The organism is Pseudoxanthomonas sp. LjRoot127 (assembly GCF_964253495.1).
Lineage (GTDB): Bacteria > Pseudomonadota > Gammaproteobacteria > Xanthomonadales > Xanthomonadaceae > Pseudoxanthomonas_A.
This window is the reverse complement of sequence record NZ_CAXUQR020000001.1, coordinates 1,341,567-1,365,649: the sequence shown is the minus strand read 5'-3', so window position 1 is coordinate 1,365,649 and position 24,083 is coordinate 1,341,567. Positions and strand designations below refer to the sequence as shown.

Here is a 24,083-nt window from a genome sequence, read left to right as displayed (position 1 = left end):
GGCGCCCGGCTTCTCCTAGCATGGCCTGCATCCGCCCTCCTGCACAGGCCGCCCCATGAACCGTCTCAACCGCCTGGCGCTCCTCGTCTTCCTCGCCATGCCGGTGTCGGCGGCCATCGCCCAGGACGCGCAGATCGATCCGGCCGTGCTGACCGAAGGCTTCCTGGCCGCACACCCCGATCTTCGCTGGCGTGCCGAGGGCGTGCGATCGTACGACCGCAAGGACTACGCCATCGCGATGAACGAGTTCAAGCGCGCGGCGAGCCATGCCGACAAGGCGTCGCAGGCGATCATCGCCGAGATGTACTGGAGCGGTATCGGCGTTGCCGTGGATCGACCGCTCGCCTACGCCTGGATGGACATCGCGGCCGAGCGCCATTACCACGACTTCCTGGTAAGGCGCGAAGGCATGTGGTCCGACTTGAACGATGATGAGCGGCGCGACGCCATCGCGCGCGGCCAGGCCATCCTGGCCGAGTACGGCGACGACGTCGCCAAGCCGCGACTGGAGAAGGTCCTGCGCCGCGCGAAACGGAACGTCACCGGAAGTCGCGTGGGCTACGTCGGCAATCTCACCATCATCCCGCACACCGGTCCGCTGGCCGGCACCGGGATGACACTGACGGGCGACCAGTATTACGCCCCCAAGTATTGGCAGCCCGATCAGTACTGGCGATTGCAGGACGCGATCTGGAAAGCGCCGCTGAAGGGAAGAGTGAAAGTGGGGGAGTTGGAGAACGTTCCCACGGAGCCGGCGGGCACCGACGACCGTTAAGCCGCGCGGTAGAATCCGCGCCATGGCCAAGCTCTACTTCTACTACTCGGCGATGAATGCCGGGAAGACCACCACGCTGCTGCAGTCCGCGCACAACTACCGTGAGCGCGGGATGCGCGTGGCGATCCTGACCCCGCGGCTGGACGATCGCGCCGGTACCGGCGTGGTGGCGTCGCGGATCGGGTTGCGCGCCGACGCGGTGGCGTTCGAGCGCGACGACGATCTCGAGCGGCGGATACGCGACGACATCGCGGTGAACGGCAAGCTCGACTGCGTGCTGGTGGACGAGGCCCAGTTCCTGACGCGGGCGCAGGTCTGGCAGCTCAGTGAAGTGGTGGACGCACTGCGCATCCCGGTGCTGTGCTACGGACTGCGCACCGACTTCCGGGGCGAGCTGTTCGAAGGCAGCCAGTACCTGCTGGCGTGGGCCGACGAGATGAGCGAGATCAAGACCATCTGCCACACCGGCAAGAAGGCCACCATGACCGTGCGCGTCGATGAGCAGGGGCGGGCGGTGCAGGACGGTCCGCAGGTGGAGATCGGCGGCAACGAACGCTACGTGTCGGTCAGCCGCGCGGAGTTCAAGAAGATCGCGCGCGGCGAAGGACGCATCGATCCGCTGCAGCCCGATCTTCCGCTGGGCTGACGCGGGCGTCAGCGGCAGGCGTCGCGTAGTCCCGCCACTTCGCGCGGGATGATGCCGCCGTCGGGCAGGGCGATGCGCAGTTCGCCGGCCAGCGCATCCAGCTCGCGGCGCGCGCGCTCCTTTTCGCCCAGGCCGCAGCGCGCCTCCGCCAGATAGGCGCGCGCCAGCCAGCGCAGCTTGGGCGCTTCGCTGCCCCCACCCTCGTGCACGGCGAGCGCCTGCAGGGGGGCGATGGCGTCCTGCGGCCGGTGCAGGCGCGTGAGCTGGCGCGCCATCGACAGTTCCGCGAACCAGGTGCGCGGGTGATCGGGGCCGAACCCCACCCGGGTCAGCCGTACCGCCCTATCGAAGCGCTCGGTGGCGCCCTTCAGGTCGCCCTTCGCGGCCAGCACTTCGCCGATCATGCGGTCGGTCTCGCCGATCAGCGCGTGGCTGGCGCCGATCGTGGTCACCCGCATCTGCCGCGACTCTTCGAGCGCGGCCAACGCCTCGTCGTAACGCCCGGCGCTGTAGAGCACCATGCCGTAGTTGAACAGGCCTCCCGGCAGGATCTGCAGGCTTTCCGTCTCGCGCCAGATGGCCACGGCGCGGGCCACGTCGGCGACCGCGGTTTCGTTGTCGCCGCGCTCCCACGCGATAATGCCCATGGAATTCCAGCTCGAGGCCGTATCGCGATGATGGGGGCCCAGCGATTCCAGCGTCATCGCATGCAGGCGATGCAGCTCTTCGTCGGCCTCGCGCAGCTGACCCATGTCCACCTGCACCGCCGCGATATGACGCCGCAGGGCCTGGGTCAGGGGATGGCGCGGTCCATGGATATCCTCGGACAGTGCGCGGGCGCGCCGGAACGCTGCAAGCGCCTCCTCGGTGTCGCCGCGGTTGCGATACAGAAGCGCCAGGCTGCGCTGGATCTCGATGGCCAGCGGGTGCCGCGCATGGCCGTGCGCTTCCAGGTGCGCCAGGGCGGCGAGATAACCGCGCGCACCCGCGTCCGCGTTGCCCAGTTCCACGTCCAGCTGGGCCAGGTCGCGCATGTTCTCGGCGACGCCGGCTTCGTCCTTCAGGTTGCGGCGGATGTCCAGCGAGCGGTCGAACATCTGCCGGGCGAGCTGCTTCTCGCCGGCGTCGGCGCGGCAGCGTCCGTTCTGCGACTGGAATTCCGCGACCCGCAGCGGCAGGCGCGATGCGAGCGAGGGCAGGCGCGCTTCCATCGGCACCATCACCTGCACGCACTGGCGGGAGCGTCCCAGCAGGCGCAACACGCGGCCGTGCTGCGTCGCGGCCTGCAGGCGCAGGCTGTCGGGCGCATCGTCCGTCACCGCCAGCACGCGCGACTGTTTCTCCAGCAGCGCGAGGGACTCGTGGTAGTCGCCCAGGCCCAGGCGCAGGCGCGCGATCACCCCGAGCAGCTCGGCCTGTGCACGCGGCTGGGCGGCGAGTTCGCGTTCGCCGCGGCGCTCGCCCGCGGCCAGCAGTTCGCGCGCATCGAACGTGCTGCCCTGTTGCGAGGCGGCCGCGTTGTCGAACAGGCCGATCACGAAATCCTGCATCGCCTGCGCGCGCGCGGTTTCGCGCATCGCCTGCCGGCCCTGCCACACGCTGGCCGCCAGCGCCGCCACCAGCACGGTCGCCACCGCCAGGCCCGTGCCCAGTGCCCAGCGGTGGCGCACCAGATACTTGTTCATCCGATAGCCCATGCTCTGGGCACGCGCGTGCACCGGACGGCCCTCGATGTGCCGCCGCAGGTCCTGCGACAGCGCCTCTACCGAGGCATAGCGCTGCTCCGGCAACTTCTGCAGGGCTTTCAGCGTGATATTGTCGAGGTCGCCCGACAGCTTGCGCGACGTGCGCCGCGCGTCCGGGCAACGGCTGCGGCTGCCGTCGGTGGTGCGCAGGGTGGCGACGGAAGGCTTGAGCGGTTCCACCGCAAGGATGGCCTGCTCCCACTCGGCGTCGGTCTGCCGGCGCAGGCGGTAGGGTTTGGTTCCCGCGATCAGTTCGTACAGCACCACGCCGAGCGAATACACATCGGTCATGGTGGTGACGAGTTCGCCGCGCACCTGTTCCGGCGCCGCGTAATGCAGGGTGAAGGCGCGGACTTCGGTACGCGGATGCACGGGCACCGGTTCGGGATCGTCCAGCAGCTTGGCGATGCCGAAGTCCAGCAGGCGCACGTCGCCGGTCGGCGTGACCAGGATGTTGGACGGCTTGAGGTCGCGGTGGACGATCAGGTTCGCGTGTGCGTGGCTGACGGCCTCGCAGACCTGCAGGAACAGCGCGAGCCGCGCTTCCAGGCCCACGTTGTTGGCCTGGCAGTAATCGGTGATCGACACGCCCTCGACGTATTCCAGCGCCAGGTAGGGCTGGCCCTCGCTGCCGATGCCGGCATCGAGCAGGCGCGCGATGTTGGGGTGTTCGAGGCGTGCGAGGATCTCGCGCTCGCGGGTGAAACGCAGCCGCAGGTTGGGGTCGGCCAGCCCGGGGCGCAGCAGCTTCAGCGCGACCCGGCGCTTGTACAGCCCATCCGCGCGGGTCGCCAGCCAGACCAGGCCCATCCCGCCTTCGCCCAGCAGGGACTCGAGCTGGTAGGGGCCGACCCGCATGCCGGGTTTCAGCTGGCCGGGCTTGTCGACCAGCGGTTGGTCGATGAAGCCGTCGCCTTCCTCTTCCAGCGCGAGCAGCGCCTCGAGCTCGCGCGCGGTGTCGGGATCATCCGCGCGCAGGATCTCCAGTTGGTCCGCGCGCGCCTCCGGCTCCAGCTCCAGCAGGACGTCGAGCAACGGTGACAGGCGTTTCCAGCGTTCGACGTCCATCGTTGCGGCGCGGGCGTGCCTGCCTCAGGTATCCGCCATCGCCGATAGCAGGAACAGCCGCGCCTTCTGCCAGTCGCGGCGGATGCTGCGCTCGGAGCGCTGCAGCAGCTCGGCGATTTCCAGTTCCGACAGGCCGGCGAAATACCGCATCTCCACCACCTGGGCCAGGCGCTCGTCCGCGGCGGCGAGCTTCTCCAGCGCATCGTTGAGCGCCAGCATGTCCTCGTCCAGGCGCAGGTTGCCTTCCACCTCTTCCGGGATGTCCGCCACGCGCTTGAGGTCGCCGCCGCGCTTGCGGGCCAGCCGGCTGCGCGCGTAGTCGACCACCACGCTGCGCATTGACGAGGCGGCATAGGCGAAGAAGTGCGCACGGTCCTCGAACTTGGCCGTGCCGGTAGAGCCGAGCAACTTCAGGTACGACTCGTGCACCAGTGCAGTGGCGTCCAGCGTGTAGCCGTGCTGGCCGGACAGCTGGCGGCGCGCCATGGTGTGCAGTTCCTGGTACAGCGTGGCCAGCACGCGGTCCAGCGCGGCGCGATCGCCGCTCCGGGCCGAGTCCAGCCACAAGGTGATGTCAGGTGCGTCGGCCATCCGTCTTCCCCACGAGCCAAGGGCGCGAATATAACGTCATTTCTCTCACAGGACGTGAGGGCAGCGACGCCGCGTTCCAGGGTCAGCGCTGGCAGTGGCCGCACCACACGGTCGCGCGCTGGCCGATGCTGGCGTGCTTCATCGGCCGGCCGCAGCGCGGGCAGGGTTCGCCGCCGCGTCCGTAGGCCGACAGTTCCTGCTCGAAGTAGCCCGGCGCCCCGTCCGGGCTCAGGAAGTCGCGCAGCGTGGTGCCGCCCCGGGTGATGGCGTATGCGAGGATCTCCTTCACGGCCCCGGCCAGCGCCACGTACCGCTCCCGCGAGACCTTGCCCGCGGCGCGGAGCGGGGAGATGCCGGCGCGGAACAGGCTCTCGGCCGCGTAGATGTTGCCCACGCCCACCACCACGGCCTGGTCCATCAGGAAGGTCTTCACCGGGGCCTTGCGGCCACGGCTCAGCGCGAACAGGTAGTCGCCGTCGAAAGCGTCCGACAGCGGCTCGGGTCCCAGCCCCTGCAACAGGGGATGGATCTCGCCGACCGGCTGCCACAGCAGGCAGCCGAACCTGCGCGGATCGTTGAACCGCAGCACGCGCCCTTCCGCCCCGTCCAGCGCGATGTCCACGTGGTCGTGCGCGGTCACCGGTGTCGCCGCCGGCAGGACGCGGAGGCTGCCCGACATGCCCAGGTGCAGCAGCGCGCTGCCCGCCGCCGTGTCCATCAGCAGGTACTTCGCGCGACGGCGCACCGCGTCGATGCGCTGTCCGGGCAATGCCCGGGTGATGTCGGGCGGGATCGGCCAGCGCAGGTCCGGCCGGCGCAGCGTCACCGACCTGATGCGCCGGCCTTCGATGTGCGGTGCCAGCCCGCGGCGGGTGGTTTCAACCTCGGGCAACTCAGGCATGGTCCGGCTCCGCACGGTAGAAGCCGCCTTCGTGGCGCACGCGCACCGGCCCGCCGAAGGCATGGCTGAGGTGGGCGTCGGTCAGCGTGGCCGCGCGATCGCCGTCGGCGTGGAGTACGCCATCGCGCAACAGCAGCACGCGGTCGATCTCGGGAATGATCTCTTCGATATGGTGCGTCACCAGCACCAGCGTGATGCCGCGCTGCGCCAGCGTGCGCATCAGCGCGAGGAAGTGTTGCCGCGCCACCACGTCGAGGCCTGCGGTCGGTTCGTCCAGCAGCAGCGCCTCCGGTTCGTGCACCAATGCGCGCGCGATCAGCACGCGCCGCATTTCGCCGGTGGACAGCTCGGCGACCGGGCGGTCGGCAAGCGACAGCGCCCGCACGTCGTCCAGCGCACGGCGCGCACGGCGGCGCATGCCCTCATCGACCTGCCGGTGCGGCGGGACCATGAAGCTGGAGAAGAAGCCGGTGACCACCGCATCTTCGGCGCGCAGGTAAGGCATCTGCTGCAGGTCGCGGGTCAGGTCGCTGGTCACCACGCCCAGGCGGTTGCGCAGTTCGTTGACGTTCCACCGGCGCAGGCCGAACACCTTCACCGGCGCATCGCCTTCACGGGCGAGCGGGTACAGCTCGCGGTTGATCAGCTTGATGAAGGTCGACTTGCCGCCCCCGTTCGGGCCCAGGAGCGCCGTGTGCTGGCCCAGCGGGATGCGTAGCGACAGGTCGTGCAGGACGCGGGTGGCACCCCGCACGACGGTGGCGCGGTCCAGTTCGAACAGCGGCGCCGCATGCGTCGTGGCGGCAGGGGAGGCAGACGGAGTCATCGCAGGGCAGGGGGGAGCGGTTGCCGGTGCAGCGTACCCGAATCATGGTGGTCAACGGGCGCGCCTGGCGGCCCTACAATGCCGGCATGCGCCTCCTGCCTTCCTTGCTGGTCCTCGCCCTGCTGCCGGTCGCCGCGCTGGCCCAGGTCACCGCCACCGGCGATTACCTCGCGCGCATGGATACCGACGGCGATGGCCGCGTCAGCCTGATCGAGTACCAGGCCTGGATGAGCTACGCCTTCGAGGGCATGGACCGCAACCGCGATGGCGTGCTGTCCCTCGACGAGCTGCCCGGTGGCCGTGGCAAGCCGGTCACCCGCGAGGCACACCTGGCGCAGCTCGCCGACCGCTTCAAGCGGCAGGATGCCGACGGCAATGGATTCCTAAGCGCGAAGGAACTGGCCGCGCCGCCGCGCTGAATGACGTCAGGTGTGGACCAGGCGGCCACCGGCAAACGCCCAGTTCTCCCAGGTCGTTTCCTTGAAGCAGACCATGACGTTCTCGGGATTCCGCCCCGCCGCCTGCAGGCGCTCCATCAGGTCGGCCAGCAGCGCCTTCTTCACCTTCACGCTGCGCCCGACCGACCACAGGATCTCGATCAGCACGAAGTCTTCGTCGCGCGCACCGGCGACATCCGGGTAGGCCGGGTCGTAGCGGAAGTCTTCGTCGGACAGTTCCAGCACGCGCTGGAAACGGTCGGCCGCCGGCACGCCGGAGGCGACCAGTGTGGCATGCACCGCATCGAGCACGGACGATTTGAAGGCCGCGTCCTTCGGCTTGCGGACGGTCACGGTGACCAGGGGCATGGCGCAACTCCGGCGGGATGAAGATCCCAGCTTATCCCGCCGCGCGTCGTACAAAAGAAGACGCCGGCCACGGGGGCCGGCGTCGGGTGGCCGGTCCTGGGAGGGACCGGCCCGGGGAGGAGCGTTTACTTCGTGATGTCGACGTCCTTCGTCTCACGCAGGAACAGCGTGCCGATGATCAGCGTCATCACGGCGATGCCGATCGGGTACCACAGGCCGTAGTACAGGTTGCCCGTGGCCGCCACCAGCGCGAAGGAGATCGCCGGCAGGAAGCCACCGAACCAGCCATTGCCGATGTGGTACGGGAGCGACATCGAGGTGTAGCGGATCTGCGTCGGGAACAACTCGACCAGGTAGGCGGCGATCGGGCCGTACACCATGGTCACGTAGATCACCAGGATCCAGAGCAGGAAGATCGTCATCGGCACATTGATGCGATCCGTCGGCGCCTTCTCCGTGTAACCGGCCGCACCCAGCGCCGTCTTCAGTTCACCACCGAACGCGGCGGTCTTGGCCTTCACGTCGTCGCCGGACAGGCCGGCGGCTTCGAACGACGCCACCGAGGCATCGCCCACGCGCACCTGCGCCAGCGTACCCGCCGGGGCGGATTCCACGCTGTACGGCACGCCGGCACGGGCGAGGGCGGCGGTGGCCTGGTCGCACGAACTGGTGAACTTGCGCGTGCCCGGGATCGGGTCGAACTGGAACGAGCAGGTGTCCTTGTCCGCGACCACCACGGCCGGCGAGTTGCGGCTGGCTTCTTCCACGCCCGGATTGGCGAAGTGGGTGATGCCCTTGAAGATCGGGAAGTAGGTGACCGCGGCCAGCAGGCAGCCCGCCATGATGATCTTCTTGCGACCGATGCGATCCGACAGCCAGCCGAAGAACAGGAAGAACGGCGTGGCGAGGAACAGCGCGGCGGCGATCAGCAGGTAGGCGACGGTGGAATCCACCTTCAGGATGCTCTGCAGGTAGAACAGCGCGTAGAACTGGCCGGCGTACCAGACGACGGCCTGGCCGGCGGTGGCGCCGAACAGCACCAGCAGCATCAGCTTCAGGTTGCCGCCCTTCAGCGAATCGCGGAACGGCGTCTTCGAGCCCTTGCCTTCGGCCTTCATCTGCTGGAACAGCGGGGATTCGCTCAACTGCAGGCGGATCCACACCGAAATGCCGAGCAGGATGATCGACGCCAGGAACGGAATGCGCCAACCCCAGGCTTCGAACGCCTCGGTGCCCAGCGACAGGCGGCAGGCCAGGATCACCAGCAGCGACAGGAACAGGCCCAGCGTCGCGGTGGTCTGGATGAAGGCCGTGTACAGGCCGCGCTTGCCGTCAGGCGCATGCTCGGCCACGTAGGTCGCCGCGCCGCCGTACTCGCCGCCCATCGCCAGGCCCTGTGCCAGGCGCAGCACGATCAGGATGACGGGCGCCGCCATGCCGATCGATGCGTAGTTGGGCAGCACGCCGACCAGGAAGGTCGAGATGCCCATGATCAGGATGGTGACCAGGAACGTGTACTTGCGGCCGATGCGGTCGCCCAGGCTGCCGAAGAACGCCGCGCCGAACGGACGGACGAAGAAGCCCGCCGCGAATGCCAGCAGCGCGAAGATCATGCCGGTGGTGGGATTGACGCCGCTGAAGAACTGCTTGGCGATGATCGCCGCCAGCGACCCGTAGAGATAGAAGTCGTACCACTCGAACACGGTGCCGAGGCTCGAGGCGAAGATGACCTTCTTGTGGCCCTTCGTCAGCTCGCCCTTCGACGAATGCTGCACGGACGTGGAACTCATGTGGATTCCCCTCAGAATGTGTACTTGACGGTGGTGTGCAGACGCTTCAGGTCGCCCTCGCGGTCATCCTCGAGCGAACGCTGCCCGTAGATGAGCTCCGCGCCGATATCCAGTTTCGGGAACGGCGAATAGATCAGGTTGGCGTGCATGGACTGCGTGCGCTCGGTGACGCCGAAGCCGGTCAGCGCGGCGTCGTTGTCGAAATGCGAGGCCGCATACATCAGGTTGGTGCGGATCTTCGGGCTGAACACGTGGCGCCAGGCGACGAAGCCGCCGTAGCCATCCAGTGCGCTGATGTCGCCATTGGCTTCGGTCACCACGTCGCTGCCGACGCCGAAGGCGAGGTAACGGCCGATGCCCTGGCCGGCATTCACCGCATAGCGGATGTCGTCGCTCTTGCCCAGGTTGAACTTGCCCGACACGCTGACGGACGCGCCGGTGTCGGTTTCGTCCAGCACCTTGAACTGGCGCACCATGCCGGCGACGGTGAAGTGACCCCAGTCGCCCTTGGTCAGCCAACGCGCGGTGACGTCGGGCATGGCGTTGTCCCCGCTGTTGAAGCGGGCACCGGTGCGGTACGGCGTGACGGTGGTCTGCGGGTTCTCGGCCGAGAACGACCACGGGCCCTTGGTGTAGCGGACCTGCGCCTGGCGCACGAACACCGTGCCATCGGTGGGACCGACGAAGTCGACGGCGTCCGGCAGCGCGGCCACGTCCATGAAGTTGGACCAGGTCTGGCCGGCCAGCCAGTTGTTCCAGCTGACGTACGCGTGGCGAAGGCTGACGGCGTAGGTGTTCGTCGCGGTCTCGTTGCCGGCCAGCGCATTGCTGCCGCCGCCGAAGAAGTCCATCTCGACGAAGCCCTTGAACTTGTCGCCGCTGTCGGTCACGTGGTCGGCGCTCAGCCAGAAACGCGAGAACTGCGCGTGGAAATCGGTATACGCATCGCCACCATCGGCGCCCGCACCTGCCACCGGAATCGTGCTGGGCACGTAGAACAGGCGCCCCGACGAGCCGTCCGCGATGCGGCCGTCGCTGGTATCGGTGGCCATCGCATCCATCTTGATGAAGCCGCCATAGGAGAACGTACTTCCCGGATTGGCGGCGGTCAGGATGGTGGTGCCCTGGATCGGCTGCTTGCCGGCGGGCAGGGCGGCGGGTGCGGCGGCCTGCTTGGCCTGCACCTGCGTCACCTGCTCCTGCGTGGTGGCGATCTGGGTCTGCTGTTGCTGCTGCGCGGACAGCAGCAGTTGCACCTGCCGCTCAAGATCGGCGACGCGCGCCTCCAGCGCTTTTTCCTTGGCGGTCTGTGCGAACGCCATCCCCGGCGCGATCAAGGCGACGAACAGCGCGGCAGCCAGCGGCCGTCGCGCGATTGCGGAACGTTGGGTCATAACCCCTCCCGAAAGGTTGATGGCCGCGTTGCGCGGCTGGAGGGAGACTTGCCCCTGCGTGCCGGCACCGCCTATTCGCCATTAGTCGTAACGGCAGTGCAGCAAACACAAAGCCCTACAAAAACAGGGGTGCGACGTTCCGTCGCGGCGCGCGCCGCGCGCGCTTTACGACCATCGTCTAATCGCGATGCTGCAATGCCGCACGCCGGTATGCGTCAAACTCGAACCCCCGGATGCGCCGGCGCCGTTACCCTGGAGGCGCGCCGTCCGCCCTGCTTGCTTCAGAATCGACGCATTACTTGAACGTCCCGGGAGGACCTCATGACTGACCTGTATCCGGTCAAGCCGGAATTCGCCGCCAAGGCCCGCATCACGCGCGAGCAGTACCAGCGCGACTACCAGGCCTCGATCGACGACCCCGATGCGTTCTGGGGCAAGGCTGCCGAACGCCTCGACTGGTTCAAGAAGCCGACCCAGATCAAGGACGTCAACTACGCGCTGGATGACTTCCACATCCGCTGGTTCGCCGACGGCGAGCTCAACGCGAGCGTCAACTGCCTGGACCGCCAGCTGGCCGGACGCGGCGACAAGGTCGCGTTGTTGTTCGAACCCGATGGCCCGGATTCGCCGTCGTATGGCGTGACCTATCGCGAGTTGTACGAGCGCACCTGCAAGCTGGCCAACGCGCTGCGCGCACTGGGCGTGCAGAAGGGTGACCGGGTCACCATCTACCTGCCGATGATCCCCGATGCGGCCGTCGCCATGCTGGCTTGCGCACGCATCGGCGCCATCCACTCGGTGGTGTTCGGCGGCTTCGCGCCGAACTCGATCGCCGACCGCGTGTCCGACTGCGCCAGCAAGCTGATCATCACCGCCGACGAAGGCCTGCGCGGTGGCAAGAAGGTGCCGCTGAAGGCGAACGTGGATGCCGCATTGAAGCTGCCGGGCACGAACTCCGTAGAGACCGTGCTGGTGGTTCGCCACACCGGCGGCGCGGTGGACATGCAGATGCCGCGCGACCGCTGGTTCGACGCCGTCGTCGATGCGCAGCCGGCCGAGTGCGAGCCCGAGCGCATGAACGCCGAGGATCCGCTCTTCATCCTCTACACCTCCGGCTCCACCGGCAAGCCGAAGGGCGTGCTGCACACCACCGGCGGTTACCTGCTGTACGCGGCCTACACGCACGAGGCCGTGTTCGACCTGCGCGAAGACGACATCTACTGGTGCACCGCCGACGTGGGCTGGGTCACCGGCCACAGCTACATCGTCTATGGCCCGCTGGCCAACGGCGCCACCGCGGTGATGTTCGAGGGCGTCCCCAACTACCCCAGCGTGTCGCGCTTCTGGGAAGTGATCGACAAGCACAAGGTCACCATCTTCTATACCGCGCCCACCGCGATCCGCGCGCTGATGCGCGAAGGCGAAGCACCGGTGAAGAAGACCTCGCGTGCCTCGCTGCGCCTGCTCGGCAGCGTCGGCGAGCCGATCAATCCGGAAGCCTGGCGCTGGTACTACGACGTGGTCGGCGACGCGCGCTGCCCCATCGTCGACACGTGGTGGCAGACCGAGACCGGCGGCATCCTCATCACGCCGCTGGCCGGTGCCATCGATCTCAAGCCAGGCTCGGCGACGCTGCCCTTCTATGGGGTACGCCCAGCGCTGGTCGACGCCAACGGCGAGCAGCTCGACGACGCGACCGAAGGCAACCTGGTGCTGCTCGATTCCTGGCCGGGCCAGATGCGCACCGTGTACGGCGACCACCAGCGCTTCATCGACACCTACTTCCGCACGTATCCGGGCACCTATTTCACCGGCGACGGCTGCCGTCGCGACGCCGACGGGTATTACTGGATCACCGGCCGCGTCGACGACGTCATCAACGTGTCGGGCCATCGCATCGGCACCGCCGAAGTGGAAAGCGCGCTGGTCGCGCATCCGAAGGTGGCCGAAGCGGCCGTCGTTGGCTTCCCGCACGACATCAAGGGCCAGGGCATCTACGCCTACGTCACCCTGAAGGCCGGCGAAGCGCAGAGCGACGAACTGCTGAGAGAACTGGTGGCCTGGGTGCGCAAGGAGATCGGGCCGATCGCCACGCCGGATCACCTGCAGTGGGCGCCGGGCCTGCCGAAGACGCGTTCGGGCAAGATCATGCGCCGCATCCTGCGCAAGATCGCCGAGAACGCACCCGAGCAGTTGGGCGACACCTCGACACTGGCCGACCCGTCGGTCGTCGAATCGCTGGTCGCCGAACGCAAGGTGAAGTAACCGGCTGCTGGGGAGGGCAGACGGGCTACACGGGGCGGGACACGCCGCCCTGTGCACGCAAACGCATCAAGGATTACCCTTTCCCATCACGATGGATCGCACCGCCATGCCCACCCTGTTGATCGCCGACGACCACCCGCTGTTCCGCGAAGCCCTCCGCGGCGCGGTACAGCGCGTAATGCCCGGCGTGAAGCTGCATGAAGCCGACAGCGTCGACGCGCTGTACGTGCTGGTCGACGCGCATCCCGACGCCGACCTGCTGCTGATGGACCTCAACATGCCCGGTGCGCATGGCTTCAACGCGCTGGTGCACCTGCGCGCGCTGCATCCGCAGCTGCCGGTCGTCATCGTGTCCGCGCGCGAAGAGCCGGCGGTGATGCGCCGCGCGCTCGACCACGGTGCGCTGGGTTTCATTCCCAAGTCGGCCGATTCCGACACCATCGGCCAGGCCATCGGGGCGGTGCTCGATGGCGAACGCTGGGTGCCCGAAGAAGCGCACAACGCGCCCGCCACCAGCCGCGACGAGCAGGAAACGGCACAGCGCCTGCGCGACCTGACCCCGCAGCAGTTCAAGGTGCTGCAGATGCTCGGCGCCGGCCGGCTCAACAAGCAGATCGCCTACGACCTGGGCGTGTCCGAAGCCACCATCAAGGCCCACGTCACCGCCATCCTGCGCAAGCTGCACGTCACCAACCGCACCCAGGCCGTGCTCGCCGCCGGTCGCCTGGCGGTGGATCCGGACGGCATCGTGCTGCCGCCGGAAGAGACGGAATAGGGCGCGCCGCGCTCGTTGCGCCGATCCGCGCCAGGCTATCGACGCGGCGCTACCGACATGCCGAACAGTCGCATCACCGTTCCAGTCAACAGCGCGCCGACGATGGCGCACGGCGTGCCCCATAGCAGTACCGCCACGTAGATCATCGACGCACCGCCGCCTTGATAGGGACGCACGCAATCGGTGTAGTAGGCGAACACCAGCCACGGCGCGAACAGCAGGCAGGCGCCGGCGGCCCGCAACGGGTTGGCGGTGAACAGCGATATCACCGCCGGTAGCAACGGCACCAGAAGAAACATGCCCAGCACCTGCAGGAACGTCAGCAGCGTATGGTCGTAGCAGCCGGCGCTGTTGAAGGCCTGCAAGGCGATGACGAGTGCGATGGCAGCGATACCGCCGATCAGTGCGTGCTTGCGGGATATCCTCATGTACGTCAGCTCCCTACCGGAGACGTGGTCGAAAAGTGGAGTGCATCGAGTCTGCCACGATCCTGCGGCGCGGCTACTTGCCCCAGCGCGGCGGCTCGCCCTTCAGCCAACAGATCGCGATCAGCGCCAGCAGCACGGCCCACGTGCCGATCATGAAGGGGACGACGTGCCGGTCGGGTGGAAACAACAGGAAGACAGAGACCAGCAGCGCCAGGGACACACCATAGACCAGCCACCCCTGCCATCGGATCGGCAAGGCCCAACCCCAGCCGGACCGTTTCGCCCGGAACCAATAGTCGTCCTTCTGCATGCAAGCTCCTGATGGCATATCCGAAGTTCTTCAGCACAGCATGCATGATCTGATGCATCGTGCGTGCGGCTTCGAGAACGATCACCGCCAGTGGCTCTGGTTTGCCGTACTCAGCAGTCTGCGCGGCTCGTGTGCTACCGGCCCACCTTCTTCCTCAATCGACAAGGCTGCCCGGTGTGATGGCGAACGCCTTGTGTCTCTCCGCGACGCGGATCCGGTTCGCCTGAACTGTCAGGCTCGACTGGGATCTGTTGGCTCAAGCGAGCGACGGAGGCTTTGAAGGCATCGCTGTAGCGATGAATGGTTCTGGGGTCTGGCTTTGGCATTGGGACACTCCTGAGGGTTAGGTCAAGGTGTCCACTAAACCGTAGGAACTACCGATTCGGCTGGAATGAATTGTTAGGTGCCGGCTACTGAGCTTGGACCAGCACGCTCCGCAAGTTTGGCGTACGACCGGAACAGAAGAATCGTACCAGTCAAGCCGAGCGCGGCACCCGAAAAAACCAGCAAAGTAGAACCGCCAACTAACGCCCAGTACGCCGTCTCTCCGAGCTGCAGCACATAGAGAGGAATGGAAGCAGCGCAGTAAAGCACGCCAAGTGCGCTGCCAGCAGCCAGCCAGCGAAATGACGGATGCCCGTGTCGCCGGAGTGCACGAGCCTGAAGCCAAAGCATTGATGATTGAACGATAAGGACGAACGCGGAGGTGAGCGCGCCTATCAGTGCAGAAAATTCCATTTGCCGTGCCCTCCCCAAGGCACCTAACGCCTGAATTAAGCCGACCCGCGAAGCGGGTTCGGCTTGAATGAATTGTTAGGTGTTCATGATCAACCAAGTCGACGACACATTTGTTCAAAAGCTCTGCTCAGAGCTTCGGGTTCTGCTTGAGGCAGAGCTAGCTCGAGGCAATCGCGTCAATGAGGCCAATGCATCCTGGGGACTCGGCGGCGGCACTGTTTGGCTTCTTCGTCGTGCTGTCGACCATGCATTGCCGACTGGTGTCGAGTTCCGGTTACTGAATGATCCGCACTATGGGCATGCGGAGTACATTTGTCGTGCGCATGGGCAGGTATTGGTCTCCGGACTGAGCACCTAACAATTCATTCAAGCCGAACCCGCTTCGCGGGTCGGCTTAATTCCGGTGTTAGCGCCCATACCGGAATGCCTCCCTGAAGCGCCCCTCGTACTCCTTTGCCGGATATGCATAGAACTTGCCACGCCACGCAGCGACGACAACCCGTTGGCCAAGGTCAATTGGAGCGGAACAGGGCGACTGCGCTTTGATGCTTTTGTCAGCCCGACCTTTGAGGGTCTCTGACGGAGTTACGTAGACGAAGAGGTCAAAATTTGGCTTTACGGATTGAAGCCTAGTTGCTTCTCCAATAAAGATAGTCTCGGCACGCCTAGCCTCTGTAACGCCCACAAGCGCGGGAGTGCATGCCAACACTGCACCCGGCGTAACGAATAAGCCAACAATGAGCGCGAAAGATACTGATTTCATGGGCCCTAACACCGGAATTAAGCCGACCCGCGAAGCGGGTTCGGCTTGAATGAATTGTTAGCTGGCCAGCCTAGAAGCCCAGCCATGATTTATCTTCGATGATGCTGGAAGCATCCGCCAGCTTTGGGTCTGCGGATCTGATAGCTGCAAAGAAATCGGAAGGATTTGGAAATCGTGCAAGTTCGCGGCGAGCATCGTCTATCAGGACGAGATCAGGCACTGGCCTGCTTACATCCAGGCAAAGGATGTCGTGGAAATCACCGCCAACGGGGATGAAGTTGTTGGGAATGTCCCAGTCTCTGAGGATGGCAAACGCACTGGCAATCTCCTCCGCACGGAACATGGGCCACGGCAATCTGACCTGTCCGTTGGTTAGCGAAAGTTCCAGTCCAGCAGGCAAGGCCAGTAAGTCATCTAGGAACGGAGGTGGTGTGGCTTCCCACAGCTTGAATGCAGCGAAATAGTCCATGGCCAGCTAACACCAGAATTAAGCCGACCCGCGAAGCGGGTTCGGCTTGAATGAATTATTAGGCGGCATTACCCGACCTCATAGCCAGGGGGATTGTCGCCGTGCCATGCAATAGACTCCCGGAAGACGTCCTCAAGCGAAAGATACCAAGAACTGTCCATGCCCATTGATTGATCCGGGCCATGCCAGAACATGCCCCAGGGGTATGAGGGTCCAAATCCATGCTCAGAATAGGCGAATGCCAGATTTGTCTCTGGGTCGTAAGCGACAATCCAGCAGGGATAGGTCTGACCTGGCTCACCGTAGTCCCAGCCAACCGGCTCTGAGCGTACAGGTACAAGTAGTTCTCTAATACGAGCAACAAGGTGTGGCTGAGCAATGCGCGCCAACTCGCGATCAAGAAGTGCTTCAACGTTTGCGATAGAGATTGGCATGCCGCCTAACACCAGAATTAAGCCGACCCGCGAAGCGGGTTCGGCTTGAATGAATTGTTAGCTGCCATTGCTGCTTACCGGAACGAGGACCGCTTTGCGCCGCAGCACGAGCGCAGAGGCGATCTGAGCAATGCCTACGATTGCGGCGAACGATGCCACAGCACCGAGCGTGTCCATTGGGATGCGGTGCGTACCCAGCATTGTCATGGCAATTCTAATAACAAGTCCAACGACGGCGATGCTAGCGACCATCGCTGCTACGGACCACGCCTGAGACCTACCGGAAAATTCCGAAACTCCAGAACACAAGCTGCACACGAACTCATGCCGGACGAGCCTCAGCCCTGGCAAGAAGCGGAAGAGCCCCAAGCTCGGGGTCTTTCCGCAGTGAGGACACGTGAAGCTAGGCATGGCAGCTAACACCAGAATTAAGCCGACCCGCGAAGCGGGTTCGGCTTGAATGAATTGTTAGGCCCACAACCAGGAAACGCGGGTTATGGGCCGTACTGAACGACCTCAACGCTACTCAGGCCGCCATCTTTAAAGTACAGACGCATCTCAGCGTCATCGTCAGCTTGGCAAATTGGTAGAACAACTCGGCCCTTGTCTAAGGGGCCTGGAACAAAATGTAGTAGTGCCGCTACCTGCTCCAGAGGCAATCCTGCTTTTAAGCCGAATGGGAGCTTCGCGCCGGGGCCAGTGCTTGCGATTCGTTCAATGCCTCGTAGCTCGTCTACATCCAGCTCGATCTGTGCGTATCTCAGCGTGCGCCCTGTATAGACGCCGCCATCATCCTCTCCCTGGTATGTGCCAGTGGCCTTGGGCTTGCCAAGCTTTGCGGCAGCCGAGGCTCGAGTGTCCGAAAGGCTAATGCCGCCAATCGAGAGGCCGATCGAGGGTGCGCAAGCGTGAGGGGCCTCGGCGGCGTGCGCGTTGAGCGCGAAGAGAAGGGGGATGAGCTTGCCGATCAGCCTCATTGTGGGCCTAACACCTGAATTAAGCCGACCCGCGAAGCGGGTTCGGCTTGAATGAATTGTTAGGCACCACCCCTGACCTAGAAGCGCTGCCCTTTGTATGGCTTGGCGATAACCTGCCAGTCGTCCTGATACACAACTGTACCTGGGTCTGAGGTCCGCAACACATCGACATGGTGCCCGTGCAAGTCCAGCAAGGTCTTTAACTGCCACATCCGTCGAATCGCCTCATCCGCCGCCGGCTTAAACCAGGAAATGGCACGCCGATGCTCTGGGTCCGTCAGCGCCCGCGGAACAGGAAGATGATCGTTGAACCAAGCCAAGGATGTGCGGAGGTCCTCATGCTCTTGGACCGACAGATCGCCATCGTCGCGAAGCGTGTGTGCGGCAACGAGCACTCCCCCGGCACGACCTGAATCCGAGTCAGTAGCAAGAGTGGCAAATCGGATGAGCACAGATGCCTTTGTGGTGCCTAACACCAGAATTAAGCCGACCCGCGAAGCGGGTTCGGCTTGAATGAATTGTTAGGCATGCTGCACTGAATGTCACCGGGTGCGAAGCAGGCCGCCAAGGACCCCAAGTACGGGTCTCCTCCGGCCTCAGTGATCGCCCAGTGCCAGTCAACTATGGGCGTATCCGTGGGCAGCCGAATCTCGACATTGTTGTTGAACTTGAGCAACAAGGACGAATCCGGAAGAACCTCCACGGCAGAAACCTCCGCACCCAAGCAAGCGGCTACAACAACACTCTTGGCGATGTACTCCGGATTGGCTGTGAACCGAGCTGGCGCGTAGCCCTCAAGAAACCTTGAATTGATCACGGCCTCGTCACCGGAGAGGATTTCGCGGGAGGACAGCACAAAGCTGTCGAAGTAGAAGTCGAAGCCGTCGCTCACTGCAAAGCGCGAATAGAACGCACCGACCAAGGCGCTCTGGATACTCTCAGCTTGCGTCGCTGTCTGTTGCATGCCTAACACCGGAATTAAGCCGACCCGCGAAGCGGGTTCGGCTTGAATGAATTGTTAGGGCTCATGAACCGATGTGTCCAGTAGAACGCCAGACCGGATATCGCCCCAGCAAAAATGGCCATGAGCAGAAAGGTGAACGCGAGGGCGACCCCATCAGGCTCACGGATGAGTGCTGAGACAAAAGATATCAGTGGGATTGGGCTGGCAGCAATGGCTCCAGCTATCAGAGCTGGAACCGCTCTAAACATGCGCTTATGAACTAGGAAAAGGCCAATTGGCAGTCCGACGATCATGACGTAAGGGATGCAGACGACAAATGCAACAAAGGCAGTGAAACCGAGATCTATACGGTCAGCGGGGACATTGAGCCACATAAGCCAAGCGGTAAGTGTGGCCGTGATAGCGGCGGTCCCTGCACAGATTATGGTTGCTAACGGTAGCGCCAATGCCTGTCTCATGAGCCCTAACGCCAGAATTAAGCCGACCCGCGAAGCGGGTTCGGCTTGAATGAATTGTTAGGCTGCACCCGGGGTGAGCCCAAGTTGGTGAGACCAACCATGCCTTTGGTTGCGGAGCAAGGTGTCGAAATACCAGATGAAGACTGACGCGGCATCCTGGAAGGCCCCCTCGCTCGGAGTAGCCGATTTTCCGGTGAGGATGGATGTCGACTCCTCTAGCCAGGGACTTGTGTCATCAGCTGCGAGTCCCAAGCGTACAGCAGCTTGCTCAATCTCAGATGGGATGGGGGCGTCGGGCCACTCACAATTCATCTCAAGCAAGTATCCGAGATACTCGGGTATCACTAAATCGGGGAGAGTGCGGCCAGTTGTCTTGTCTTGCCGCAGGTTATGGAGAGCGTCCCTGAATGGCTTGAGCGAGACAGCTTGGCCCGGCGGGTCCGTTAGGCTCGGGTCGCGCAGCGCGTCCCGCGCTTGCTGTATCCAGTAATTCCGGTCGTGCCGCCCATCTCGTTGCACAAGGTGTGAGGCCGCGTAGTCCGCGGCAGCCTCGTCGCTAGTAAACAGTGATGTAAGAACGCGATCCGAAGTGAAATTGTAAGCAAAGAAGTACTGCTTACCATCAACAGAGATTGGTTCTAACCCGCCGACTCTCATTGTTCCCTCCGGAAATGCATCGACATCCGAGTCGCAGCCCAAGGCTGCTGCGATCACGACAGTAAGAATGGCTAGTCTTGCGATGATCTTCATGTGCAGCCTAACACCGGAATTAAGCCGACCCGCGAAGCGGGTTCGGCTTGAATGAATTGTTAGGCATCTAGCCGACGAGCTCAAACTGTCCCTGAGGAATGCACAAGGTATGCGACTCGTGCTGGCCAGGCCCACGGTTGAACCACTTTGTCACTGTTGCCAGGCCGGAAGAGGATATCTCCTCTACGGGAAATGTCTCACCAATCATGGATTTAATGTCCTCGATCTCATTGGGCTCAAGGAAGTCGAACAGCTCCATCTGCAGGTCGACGACTCTGACGAGGTTGCCGATACGTATGGTTTTTCCGTTTGCGTCGGTCGTTGTGATGTCTTCCATAGATGCCTAACACCGGAATTAAGCCGACCCGCGAAGCGGGTTCGGCTTGAATGAATTGTTAGGCGCTGCCACGCTGCTGTTGAGTCGCAAAGGCTAGTCCTCGACGTTGTGTCTTGCCGGTAATCAGGTTGAGCTCTGAGGTGGAGTCATGGTGCGCGATGGTGGCCGCTAGAGGAAAGCCCTGTCCTCCGACCTTTTGCCAGCAGGAGAAGAACCAATCTAAGAGCTCTGTAGTAGCGATATGCCAAGGATCGCTATCAGGGCTCTCAGACTCTAGTTGGTCCTCGAGGTCTGCTGGATAGACGCAGTCAATATTAATTAGGGCCGAATCAACCGGGCTTGGATATGTGGCTTGTCCGTCAACATAGACAAAGAACTCACAGTTTTTTTCATCAAGGAAAAAAGCCCGTACCGGGAACTCCGAGGTGAACCCATCACTGAAGATTTCAAAATCTAGCGCGACGACCTGATCCGGGTACTTATGCGTGACAAGGGAGCTCAGGACTGGAATGAGTAACGTATCGAGCTGCGAAAGACTCGAGCGAACTTGTAGTTGAAATGTCTGTTCAGAAATGGACATTGATAAAGCGCCTAACACCAGAATTAAGCCGACCCGCGAAGCGGGTTCGGCTTGAATGAATTGTTAGGCGTTATGGCCGACCGGCCCCAACACCCGCTCTGCAACACTAAGGAAGTCCGAAAGTTGAGCTGGATCCCCGCTACCGCCATCGCCCCAGACGGTCAAAGAAAGGTCTCCAAGCAAGTCCAGCGTGCTGCTCTCGCCGCGAGCATTGTATTGCTCGACAAATTGAATAAGCAGCATGTACGCCTGTTCTAGAGTGAGGGTACGCTGAAACTCCGGGTCGCTAAGCTTACGCATGCGAGGCTGCTTCTCCATGACGCCTAACGCCTGAGTTAAGCCGACCCGCGAAGCGGGTTCGGCTTGAATGAATTGTTAGGGCGCATCCGCGTGACCAAGCGACGTGCCGTCTTGGACGTAGTAGATGGTTTGGACGCCCTCGTACAAATCCCTAATCTCAAACGACAGCTTGTGCGTGCAGAGGCACGTTGCGGCAGCTTCAGAAGGAGATTTTGTCGATAAGGAAACCGTCGCTGCGCTGCGCCACACCCTTAGCTCAGGTTTGTCCGGGACATGAGCGCAATTTAGCTCTGCCGTAACGTCCAAGGTGACCATGTCGCCGACGCGGCTTGCCTGCACAACAGCAGCCTTGTCCTCAGGGATCTCGCTCTCACAGGTTTCTACATCCGACTTGAGCGAAATCTCTCCGGCCAAGACACTGATCGGAGCAAGTGATGCTGAGAAGGCGATGGCTCCGATTGCTATAAGTTTCATATGCGCCCTAACACCTGAATTAAGCCGACCCGCGAAGCGGGTTCGGCTTGAATGAATTGTTAGCGGGCAAAGACGCGCCAATGCAGCACCTGCTGCCCGCCTTGTTGTACTGCTACCGCTGCAATGATCGGCACCGAGCCGGTCGCCGCGGTGGGACTGGGGCAACTGTAGTAGTTATAACCGGCCCCTAGCTCGGGCATCCAATCCCGGGAGAATGCTGGCTCAGAGAACTCACCTGCATCTGCATCCCGACACGAAGTAGGGGGCCTCCAATTGAGCCCGACGGGAAGAGTGAACAAGAGAGCGCTCTCGTTTGTATCGACGCTGTGTACTTCCCGGAGGTCCCTAGCCTCGAGCGGCACCCAGGCGGGAATCCACCCGCGCTGTACAGCGCCAGCGGCCACTGCCTCGGCTTGTGTGGCGTAGGACGCGTCCAGTACATCATTGGTGCAGCCTGAGAGAATTGCGGCCGCTGCACACACTGCTAGTCGAGGGAGTCTGCCCATTGCCCGCTAACACCAGAATTAAGCCGACCCGCGAAGCGGGTTCGGCTTGAATGAATTGTTAGGTGCCCATTGTGAAGAAGACAAATCCAGCATCGAGAGCTCTCTCCGTGTCCATGGGAACTTCGTCAATGTCCTCAAAGTACACCTTTGCGTCTTGGCTCCGGTACTCCGGTGGAAGCTCAAGGCTCGCATCACTGCGTAGGAGCTCAAGAACCGCCAACTCAGCCTGCTCTGGTGTATCCGCCTCTACGAACCGCGTAGTGTAGAACCCAACCAAATCCTCTTGATCTAGAAGCTTGCCAGGAAAGTTCTCGCCACAGATTGAGCAACGGAAGAGTGGCATGGGCACCTAACACCAGAATTAAGCCGACCCGCGAAGCGGGTTCGGCTTGAATGAATTGTTATGCCCCATTTGCGGTGGCCCTTTTAGAGCGCCATGCAGCCAAGGCTTGAATGACGTGCTGCAGCCTAGCGACCTGCTCCTGGGAGAGTGGCGCACGCTTGGCCCTGCGGAGTATGGACTCAAACATATAGCCAGACCGGAAGAAATAGGGACGAAGCTCAAGGAAGCAGATGGCAGCCTCCATAGACTCTGGGTCACCAGCCACGATGCGGCCCAGCGCCCCCTCAAAGCCGCCGGGGAATGCCAGTTCGTTGTATCTGGAGTGGAAGATCTCGCAGGCGCACTCCCACTCGTGGCGTTTGTCAGGGCTGCGATCCCGCTGCGCGAATGTCTCGTGCACGCGCGCGTGCAACCGCGCGACCTCCTCGGCGTTTGATTGAATCAACAGTTTGAGGCGGTCTGAGGAATGGGGCATAACACCAGAATTAAGCCGACCCGCGAAGCGGGTTCGGCTTGAATGAATTGTTAGGTGCCATGGCCGAGATCACTGAGCGGAGATCCTCCACAGCACGTTGTCGAATCTTGGGAGACTTTATATGGCCTGGCAAGCGGCTAAGCCAATGACTGTTGGGCCCATGCCCGCCACCACGAACAGCGGATAGGCGGCGCGACGTAGGAAGGGGCTTGCGCCCAAGGACATCTACACACTCGGCAAGCTGTGCGGCGGAAGAGAAGCGGAAAGTGAAGCCCTGTGACTCGATGCAAAGTACAGGATAGCCGCTGCGGCCCTCGGCCCTAGGTGCCGGTGGGCTGTATGACTCGGACGCGCGCCATGCGGCACCGTCTAGTTCCAGGTGAACCCAGTAGGCCATCGGCTCGTCGCGCCAGTCCTGGGTGTGCTCAATCCAGTTGCGGGCAACCTTTCCCATGGCACCTAACACCGGAATTAAGCCGACTTGGCCGCGTCAGCGGACAAGTTCGGCTTGAATGAATTGTTAGGCCGCAGTGTTGCGCAGCCGACGACGAAGAGCTAGTCCCGCAACAAGGATCGCCAACCCGACAGTCGCGAGAGCGTACGGAAGGTAACCAGCACTTTGCGACACCGTCGGAACGGCACGCCAAGACTGAGAGTGAGCCTGGCCGTCGGAGGGGAGCACGAAATCAACGGGAAGCAGACCTAGGATCCAAGCCAGCGCGTAGACAAGAACGGCTATGCCGAAGGTTATAGAGGAGTTTGCCACGATGCTCTTCATGCGGCCTAACACCAGAATTAAGCCGACCCGCGAAGCGGGTTCGGCTTGAATGAATTGTTAGCGCCCATGACAGGGAACTGCGTGCGTGGTCTCAATATAGCCAATTTCACTGCGGTAGTTGCCCAGCCCGACTCGGTCCGGTCCAAATGCAATGAACTTGCCAGATACTGCAATGCAATGGGTGGCGGAGTTGCGCAATTTGGCCACGAGCGTAACTGGGGCAACGACGTCGAGGCAGCTGCCTGTCGGGTCGCCGGCGTGACCGGCTGGACAGAGGTATAGAAGCGACTCTCCGAGGTCACTGAAGATCGGTGTGCCGGAAATCTGCAAGGTGCTGTCGTCACGCGCGCTTAAATCTGTATCCAATGAGGCTGGCGCGTAGCTGGTACATCCGGCTGGCAACATCAGTAGCAGAAG

General features: G+C 63.1%; 27 protein-coding genes. 6 read left to right on the top strand and 21 right to left on the bottom strand.

All coding sequences use genetic code 11. The features are described from left to right. The first annotated feature begins 55 nt into the window (after positions 1-55). Both ACSQ19_RS06520 and ACSQ19_RS06515 read left to right on the top strand, forming a co-directional pair. A complete protein-coding gene (locus ACSQ19_RS06520) occupies positions 56-775 on the top strand; it encodes a hypothetical protein (protein ID WP_299345411.1) in 720 nt (239 codons plus the stop codon). 22 nt (positions 776-797) lie between these two features. Continuing rightward, the gene (locus ACSQ19_RS06515; protein ID WP_296281594.1) at positions 798-1,421 is read left to right on the top strand and encodes a thymidine kinase; all 624 of its coding nucleotides are present in this window, start codon (positions 798-800) and stop codon (positions 1,419-1,421) included. Between the two features lie 8 nt (positions 1,422-1,429). On the opposite strand, the gene ACSQ19_RS06510 is transcribed toward ACSQ19_RS06515, so the two are convergent. The 4 genes from ACSQ19_RS06510 to ACSQ19_RS06495 all read right to left on the bottom strand — a co-directional run bounded on the left by ACSQ19_RS06510 (position 1,430) and on the right by ACSQ19_RS06495 (position 6,552). After that, positions 1,430-4,234, bottom strand: coding sequence for a serine/threonine-protein kinase (locus tag ACSQ19_RS06510; protein ID WP_296281592.1), 2,805 nt, complete (start codon positions 4,232-4,234; stop codon positions 1,430-1,432). A gap of 24 nt (positions 4,235-4,258) precedes the next feature. Next, the gene (locus tag ACSQ19_RS06505) at positions 4,259-4,825 is read right to left on the bottom strand and encodes an ECF-type sigma factor (RefSeq protein ID WP_055939119.1); all 567 of its coding nucleotides are present in this window, start codon (positions 4,823-4,825) and stop codon (positions 4,259-4,261) included. Between the two features lie 82 nt (positions 4,826-4,907). After that, positions 4,908-5,726 (bottom strand): bifunctional DNA-formamidopyrimidine glycosylase/DNA-(apurinic or apyrimidinic site) lyase, encoded by an 819-nt coding sequence (gene mutM / locus ACSQ19_RS06500; protein WP_436000743.1) that lies wholly within the window; start codon positions 5,724-5,726, stop codon positions 4,908-4,910. Further along, positions 5,719-6,552 carry an ABC transporter ATP-binding protein gene (locus ACSQ19_RS06495; protein WP_296281588.1) on the bottom strand — a complete coding sequence of 278 codons (834 nt, stop codon included), beginning with the start codon at positions 6,550-6,552 and terminating at the stop codon, positions 5,719-5,721. The genes mutM and ACSQ19_RS06495 overlap by 8 nt, the downstream gene beginning before the upstream one ends. Before the next feature lie 86 nt (positions 6,553-6,638). Between ACSQ19_RS06495 and ACSQ19_RS06490 the strand changes: the two genes are divergently transcribed. Further along, positions 6,639-6,971, top strand: a complete 333-nt coding sequence (locus ACSQ19_RS06490) for a hypothetical protein (protein WP_436000740.1) — start codon at positions 6,639-6,641, stop codon at positions 6,969-6,971. Positions 6,972-6,977: 6 nt separating this feature from the next. Here ACSQ19_RS06490 and ACSQ19_RS06485 read toward each other — a convergent pair whose 3' ends face one another. From ACSQ19_RS06485 to ACSQ19_RS06475, 3 genes are all read right to left on the bottom strand, one after another. Next, positions 6,978-7,358: a tautomerase family protein gene (locus tag ACSQ19_RS06485; protein WP_436000738.1), complete on the bottom strand. Its 381-nt coding sequence runs from the start codon at positions 7,356-7,358 to the stop codon at positions 6,978-6,980. A 125-nt stretch (positions 7,359-7,483) separates the two neighbouring features. Beyond that, positions 7,484-9,148, bottom strand: a complete 1,665-nt coding sequence (locus ACSQ19_RS06480) for an MFS transporter (RefSeq protein WP_299345430.1) — start codon at positions 9,146-9,148, stop codon at positions 7,484-7,486. An 11-nt stretch (positions 9,149-9,159) separates the two neighbouring features. After that, positions 9,160-10,542: a DcaP family trimeric outer membrane transporter gene (locus ACSQ19_RS06475; RefSeq protein WP_436000736.1), complete on the bottom strand. Its 1,383-nt coding sequence runs from the start codon at positions 10,540-10,542 to the stop codon at positions 9,160-9,162. A gap of 321 nt (positions 10,543-10,863) precedes the next feature. Between ACSQ19_RS06475 and acs the strand changes: the two genes are divergently transcribed. Together acs and ACSQ19_RS06465 are read left to right on the top strand one after the other, a co-directional pair. Beyond that, positions 10,864-12,807, top strand: coding sequence for an acetate--CoA ligase (gene acs / locus ACSQ19_RS06470; RefSeq protein ID WP_436000734.1), 1,944 nt, complete (start codon positions 10,864-10,866; stop codon positions 12,805-12,807). A 106-nt stretch (positions 12,808-12,913) separates the two neighbouring features. Beyond that, positions 12,914-13,582 carry a response regulator transcription factor gene (locus ACSQ19_RS06465; protein ID WP_436000732.1) on the top strand — a complete coding sequence of 223 codons (669 nt, stop codon included), beginning with the start codon at positions 12,914-12,916 and terminating at the stop codon, positions 13,580-13,582. 35 nt (positions 13,583-13,617) lie between these two features. Here ACSQ19_RS06465 and ACSQ19_RS06460 read toward each other — a convergent pair whose 3' ends face one another. The 3 genes from ACSQ19_RS06460 to ACSQ19_RS06450 form a co-directional block, all read right to left on the bottom strand. After that, positions 13,618-14,010, bottom strand: coding sequence for a Na+:solute symporter (locus ACSQ19_RS06460; RefSeq protein WP_436000730.1), 393 nt, complete (start codon positions 14,008-14,010; stop codon positions 13,618-13,620). Positions 14,011-14,083: 73 nt separating this feature from the next. Then, the gene (locus ACSQ19_RS06455) at positions 14,084-14,320 is read right to left on the bottom strand and encodes a hypothetical protein (RefSeq protein ID WP_436000728.1); all 237 of its coding nucleotides are present in this window, start codon (positions 14,318-14,320) and stop codon (positions 14,084-14,086) included. Between the two features lie 399 nt (positions 14,321-14,719). Then, entirely contained in the window at positions 14,720-15,058 is a 339-nt protein-coding gene (locus ACSQ19_RS06450) for a hypothetical protein (protein WP_296282917.1), read from the bottom strand. Positions 15,059-15,143: 85 nt separating this feature from the next. Here ACSQ19_RS06450 and ACSQ19_RS06445 point away from each other — a divergent pair, with 85 nt between their 5' ends. Further along, entirely contained in the window at positions 15,144-15,416 is a 273-nt protein-coding gene (locus ACSQ19_RS06445; protein ID WP_436000727.1) for a hypothetical protein, read from the top strand. Positions 15,417-15,891: 475 nt separating this feature from the next. Here the strand turns inward: ACSQ19_RS06445 and ACSQ19_RS06440 are convergent, their stop codons facing one another. The 11 genes from ACSQ19_RS06440 to ACSQ19_RS06390 form a co-directional block, all read right to left on the bottom strand. After that, positions 15,892-16,290, bottom strand: coding sequence for a hypothetical protein (locus ACSQ19_RS06440; protein WP_436000725.1), 399 nt, complete (start codon positions 16,288-16,290; stop codon positions 15,892-15,894). A gap of 491 nt (positions 16,291-16,781) precedes the next feature. Further along, the gene (locus ACSQ19_RS06435; RefSeq protein WP_436040772.1) at positions 16,782-16,931 is read right to left on the bottom strand and encodes a hypothetical protein; all 150 of its coding nucleotides are present in this window, start codon (positions 16,929-16,931) and stop codon (positions 16,782-16,784) included. 287 nt (positions 16,932-17,218) lie between these two features. Beyond that, on the bottom strand, positions 17,219-17,701 hold the full coding sequence (locus ACSQ19_RS06430) for a hypothetical protein (protein ID WP_436000723.1): 483 nt from the start codon (positions 17,699-17,701) through the stop codon (positions 17,219-17,221). Between the two features lie 77 nt (positions 17,702-17,778). Further along, the gene (locus ACSQ19_RS06425; protein ID WP_436000721.1) at positions 17,779-18,153 is read right to left on the bottom strand and encodes a hypothetical protein; all 375 of its coding nucleotides are present in this window, start codon (positions 18,151-18,153) and stop codon (positions 17,779-17,781) included. A gap of 29 nt (positions 18,154-18,182) precedes the next feature. Further along, complete coding sequence (locus ACSQ19_RS06420) at positions 18,183-18,665, bottom strand: hypothetical protein (protein ID WP_436000719.1); 483 nt, start codon at positions 18,663-18,665, stop codon at positions 18,183-18,185. Positions 18,666-19,180: 515 nt separating this feature from the next. Next, positions 19,181-19,873: a hypothetical protein gene (locus ACSQ19_RS06415; protein WP_436000717.1), complete on the bottom strand. Its 693-nt coding sequence runs from the start codon at positions 19,871-19,873 to the stop codon at positions 19,181-19,183. 67 nt (positions 19,874-19,940) lie between these two features. Next, positions 19,941-20,210: a hypothetical protein gene (locus ACSQ19_RS06410; RefSeq protein WP_436000715.1), complete on the bottom strand. Its 270-nt coding sequence runs from the start codon at positions 20,208-20,210 to the stop codon at positions 19,941-19,943. 58 nt (positions 20,211-20,268) lie between these two features. Further along, positions 20,269-20,790 carry a hypothetical protein gene (locus ACSQ19_RS06405; protein ID WP_436000713.1) on the bottom strand — a complete coding sequence of 174 codons (522 nt, stop codon included), beginning with the start codon at positions 20,788-20,790 and terminating at the stop codon, positions 20,269-20,271. A 63-nt stretch (positions 20,791-20,853) separates the two neighbouring features. Further along, positions 20,854-21,090, bottom strand: coding sequence for a hypothetical protein (locus ACSQ19_RS06400; protein ID WP_436040771.1), 237 nt, complete (start codon positions 21,088-21,090; stop codon positions 20,854-20,856). Between the two features lie 75 nt (positions 21,091-21,165). Beyond that, complete coding sequence (locus tag ACSQ19_RS06395) at positions 21,166-21,564, bottom strand: hypothetical protein (RefSeq protein ID WP_436000709.1); 399 nt, start codon at positions 21,562-21,564, stop codon at positions 21,166-21,168. Positions 21,565-22,128: 564 nt separating this feature from the next. Continuing rightward, positions 22,129-22,413 (bottom strand): hypothetical protein, encoded by a 285-nt coding sequence (locus ACSQ19_RS06390; protein WP_436000707.1) that lies wholly within the window; start codon positions 22,411-22,413, stop codon positions 22,129-22,131. Between the last annotated feature and the right edge of the window lie 1,670 nt (positions 22,414-24,083).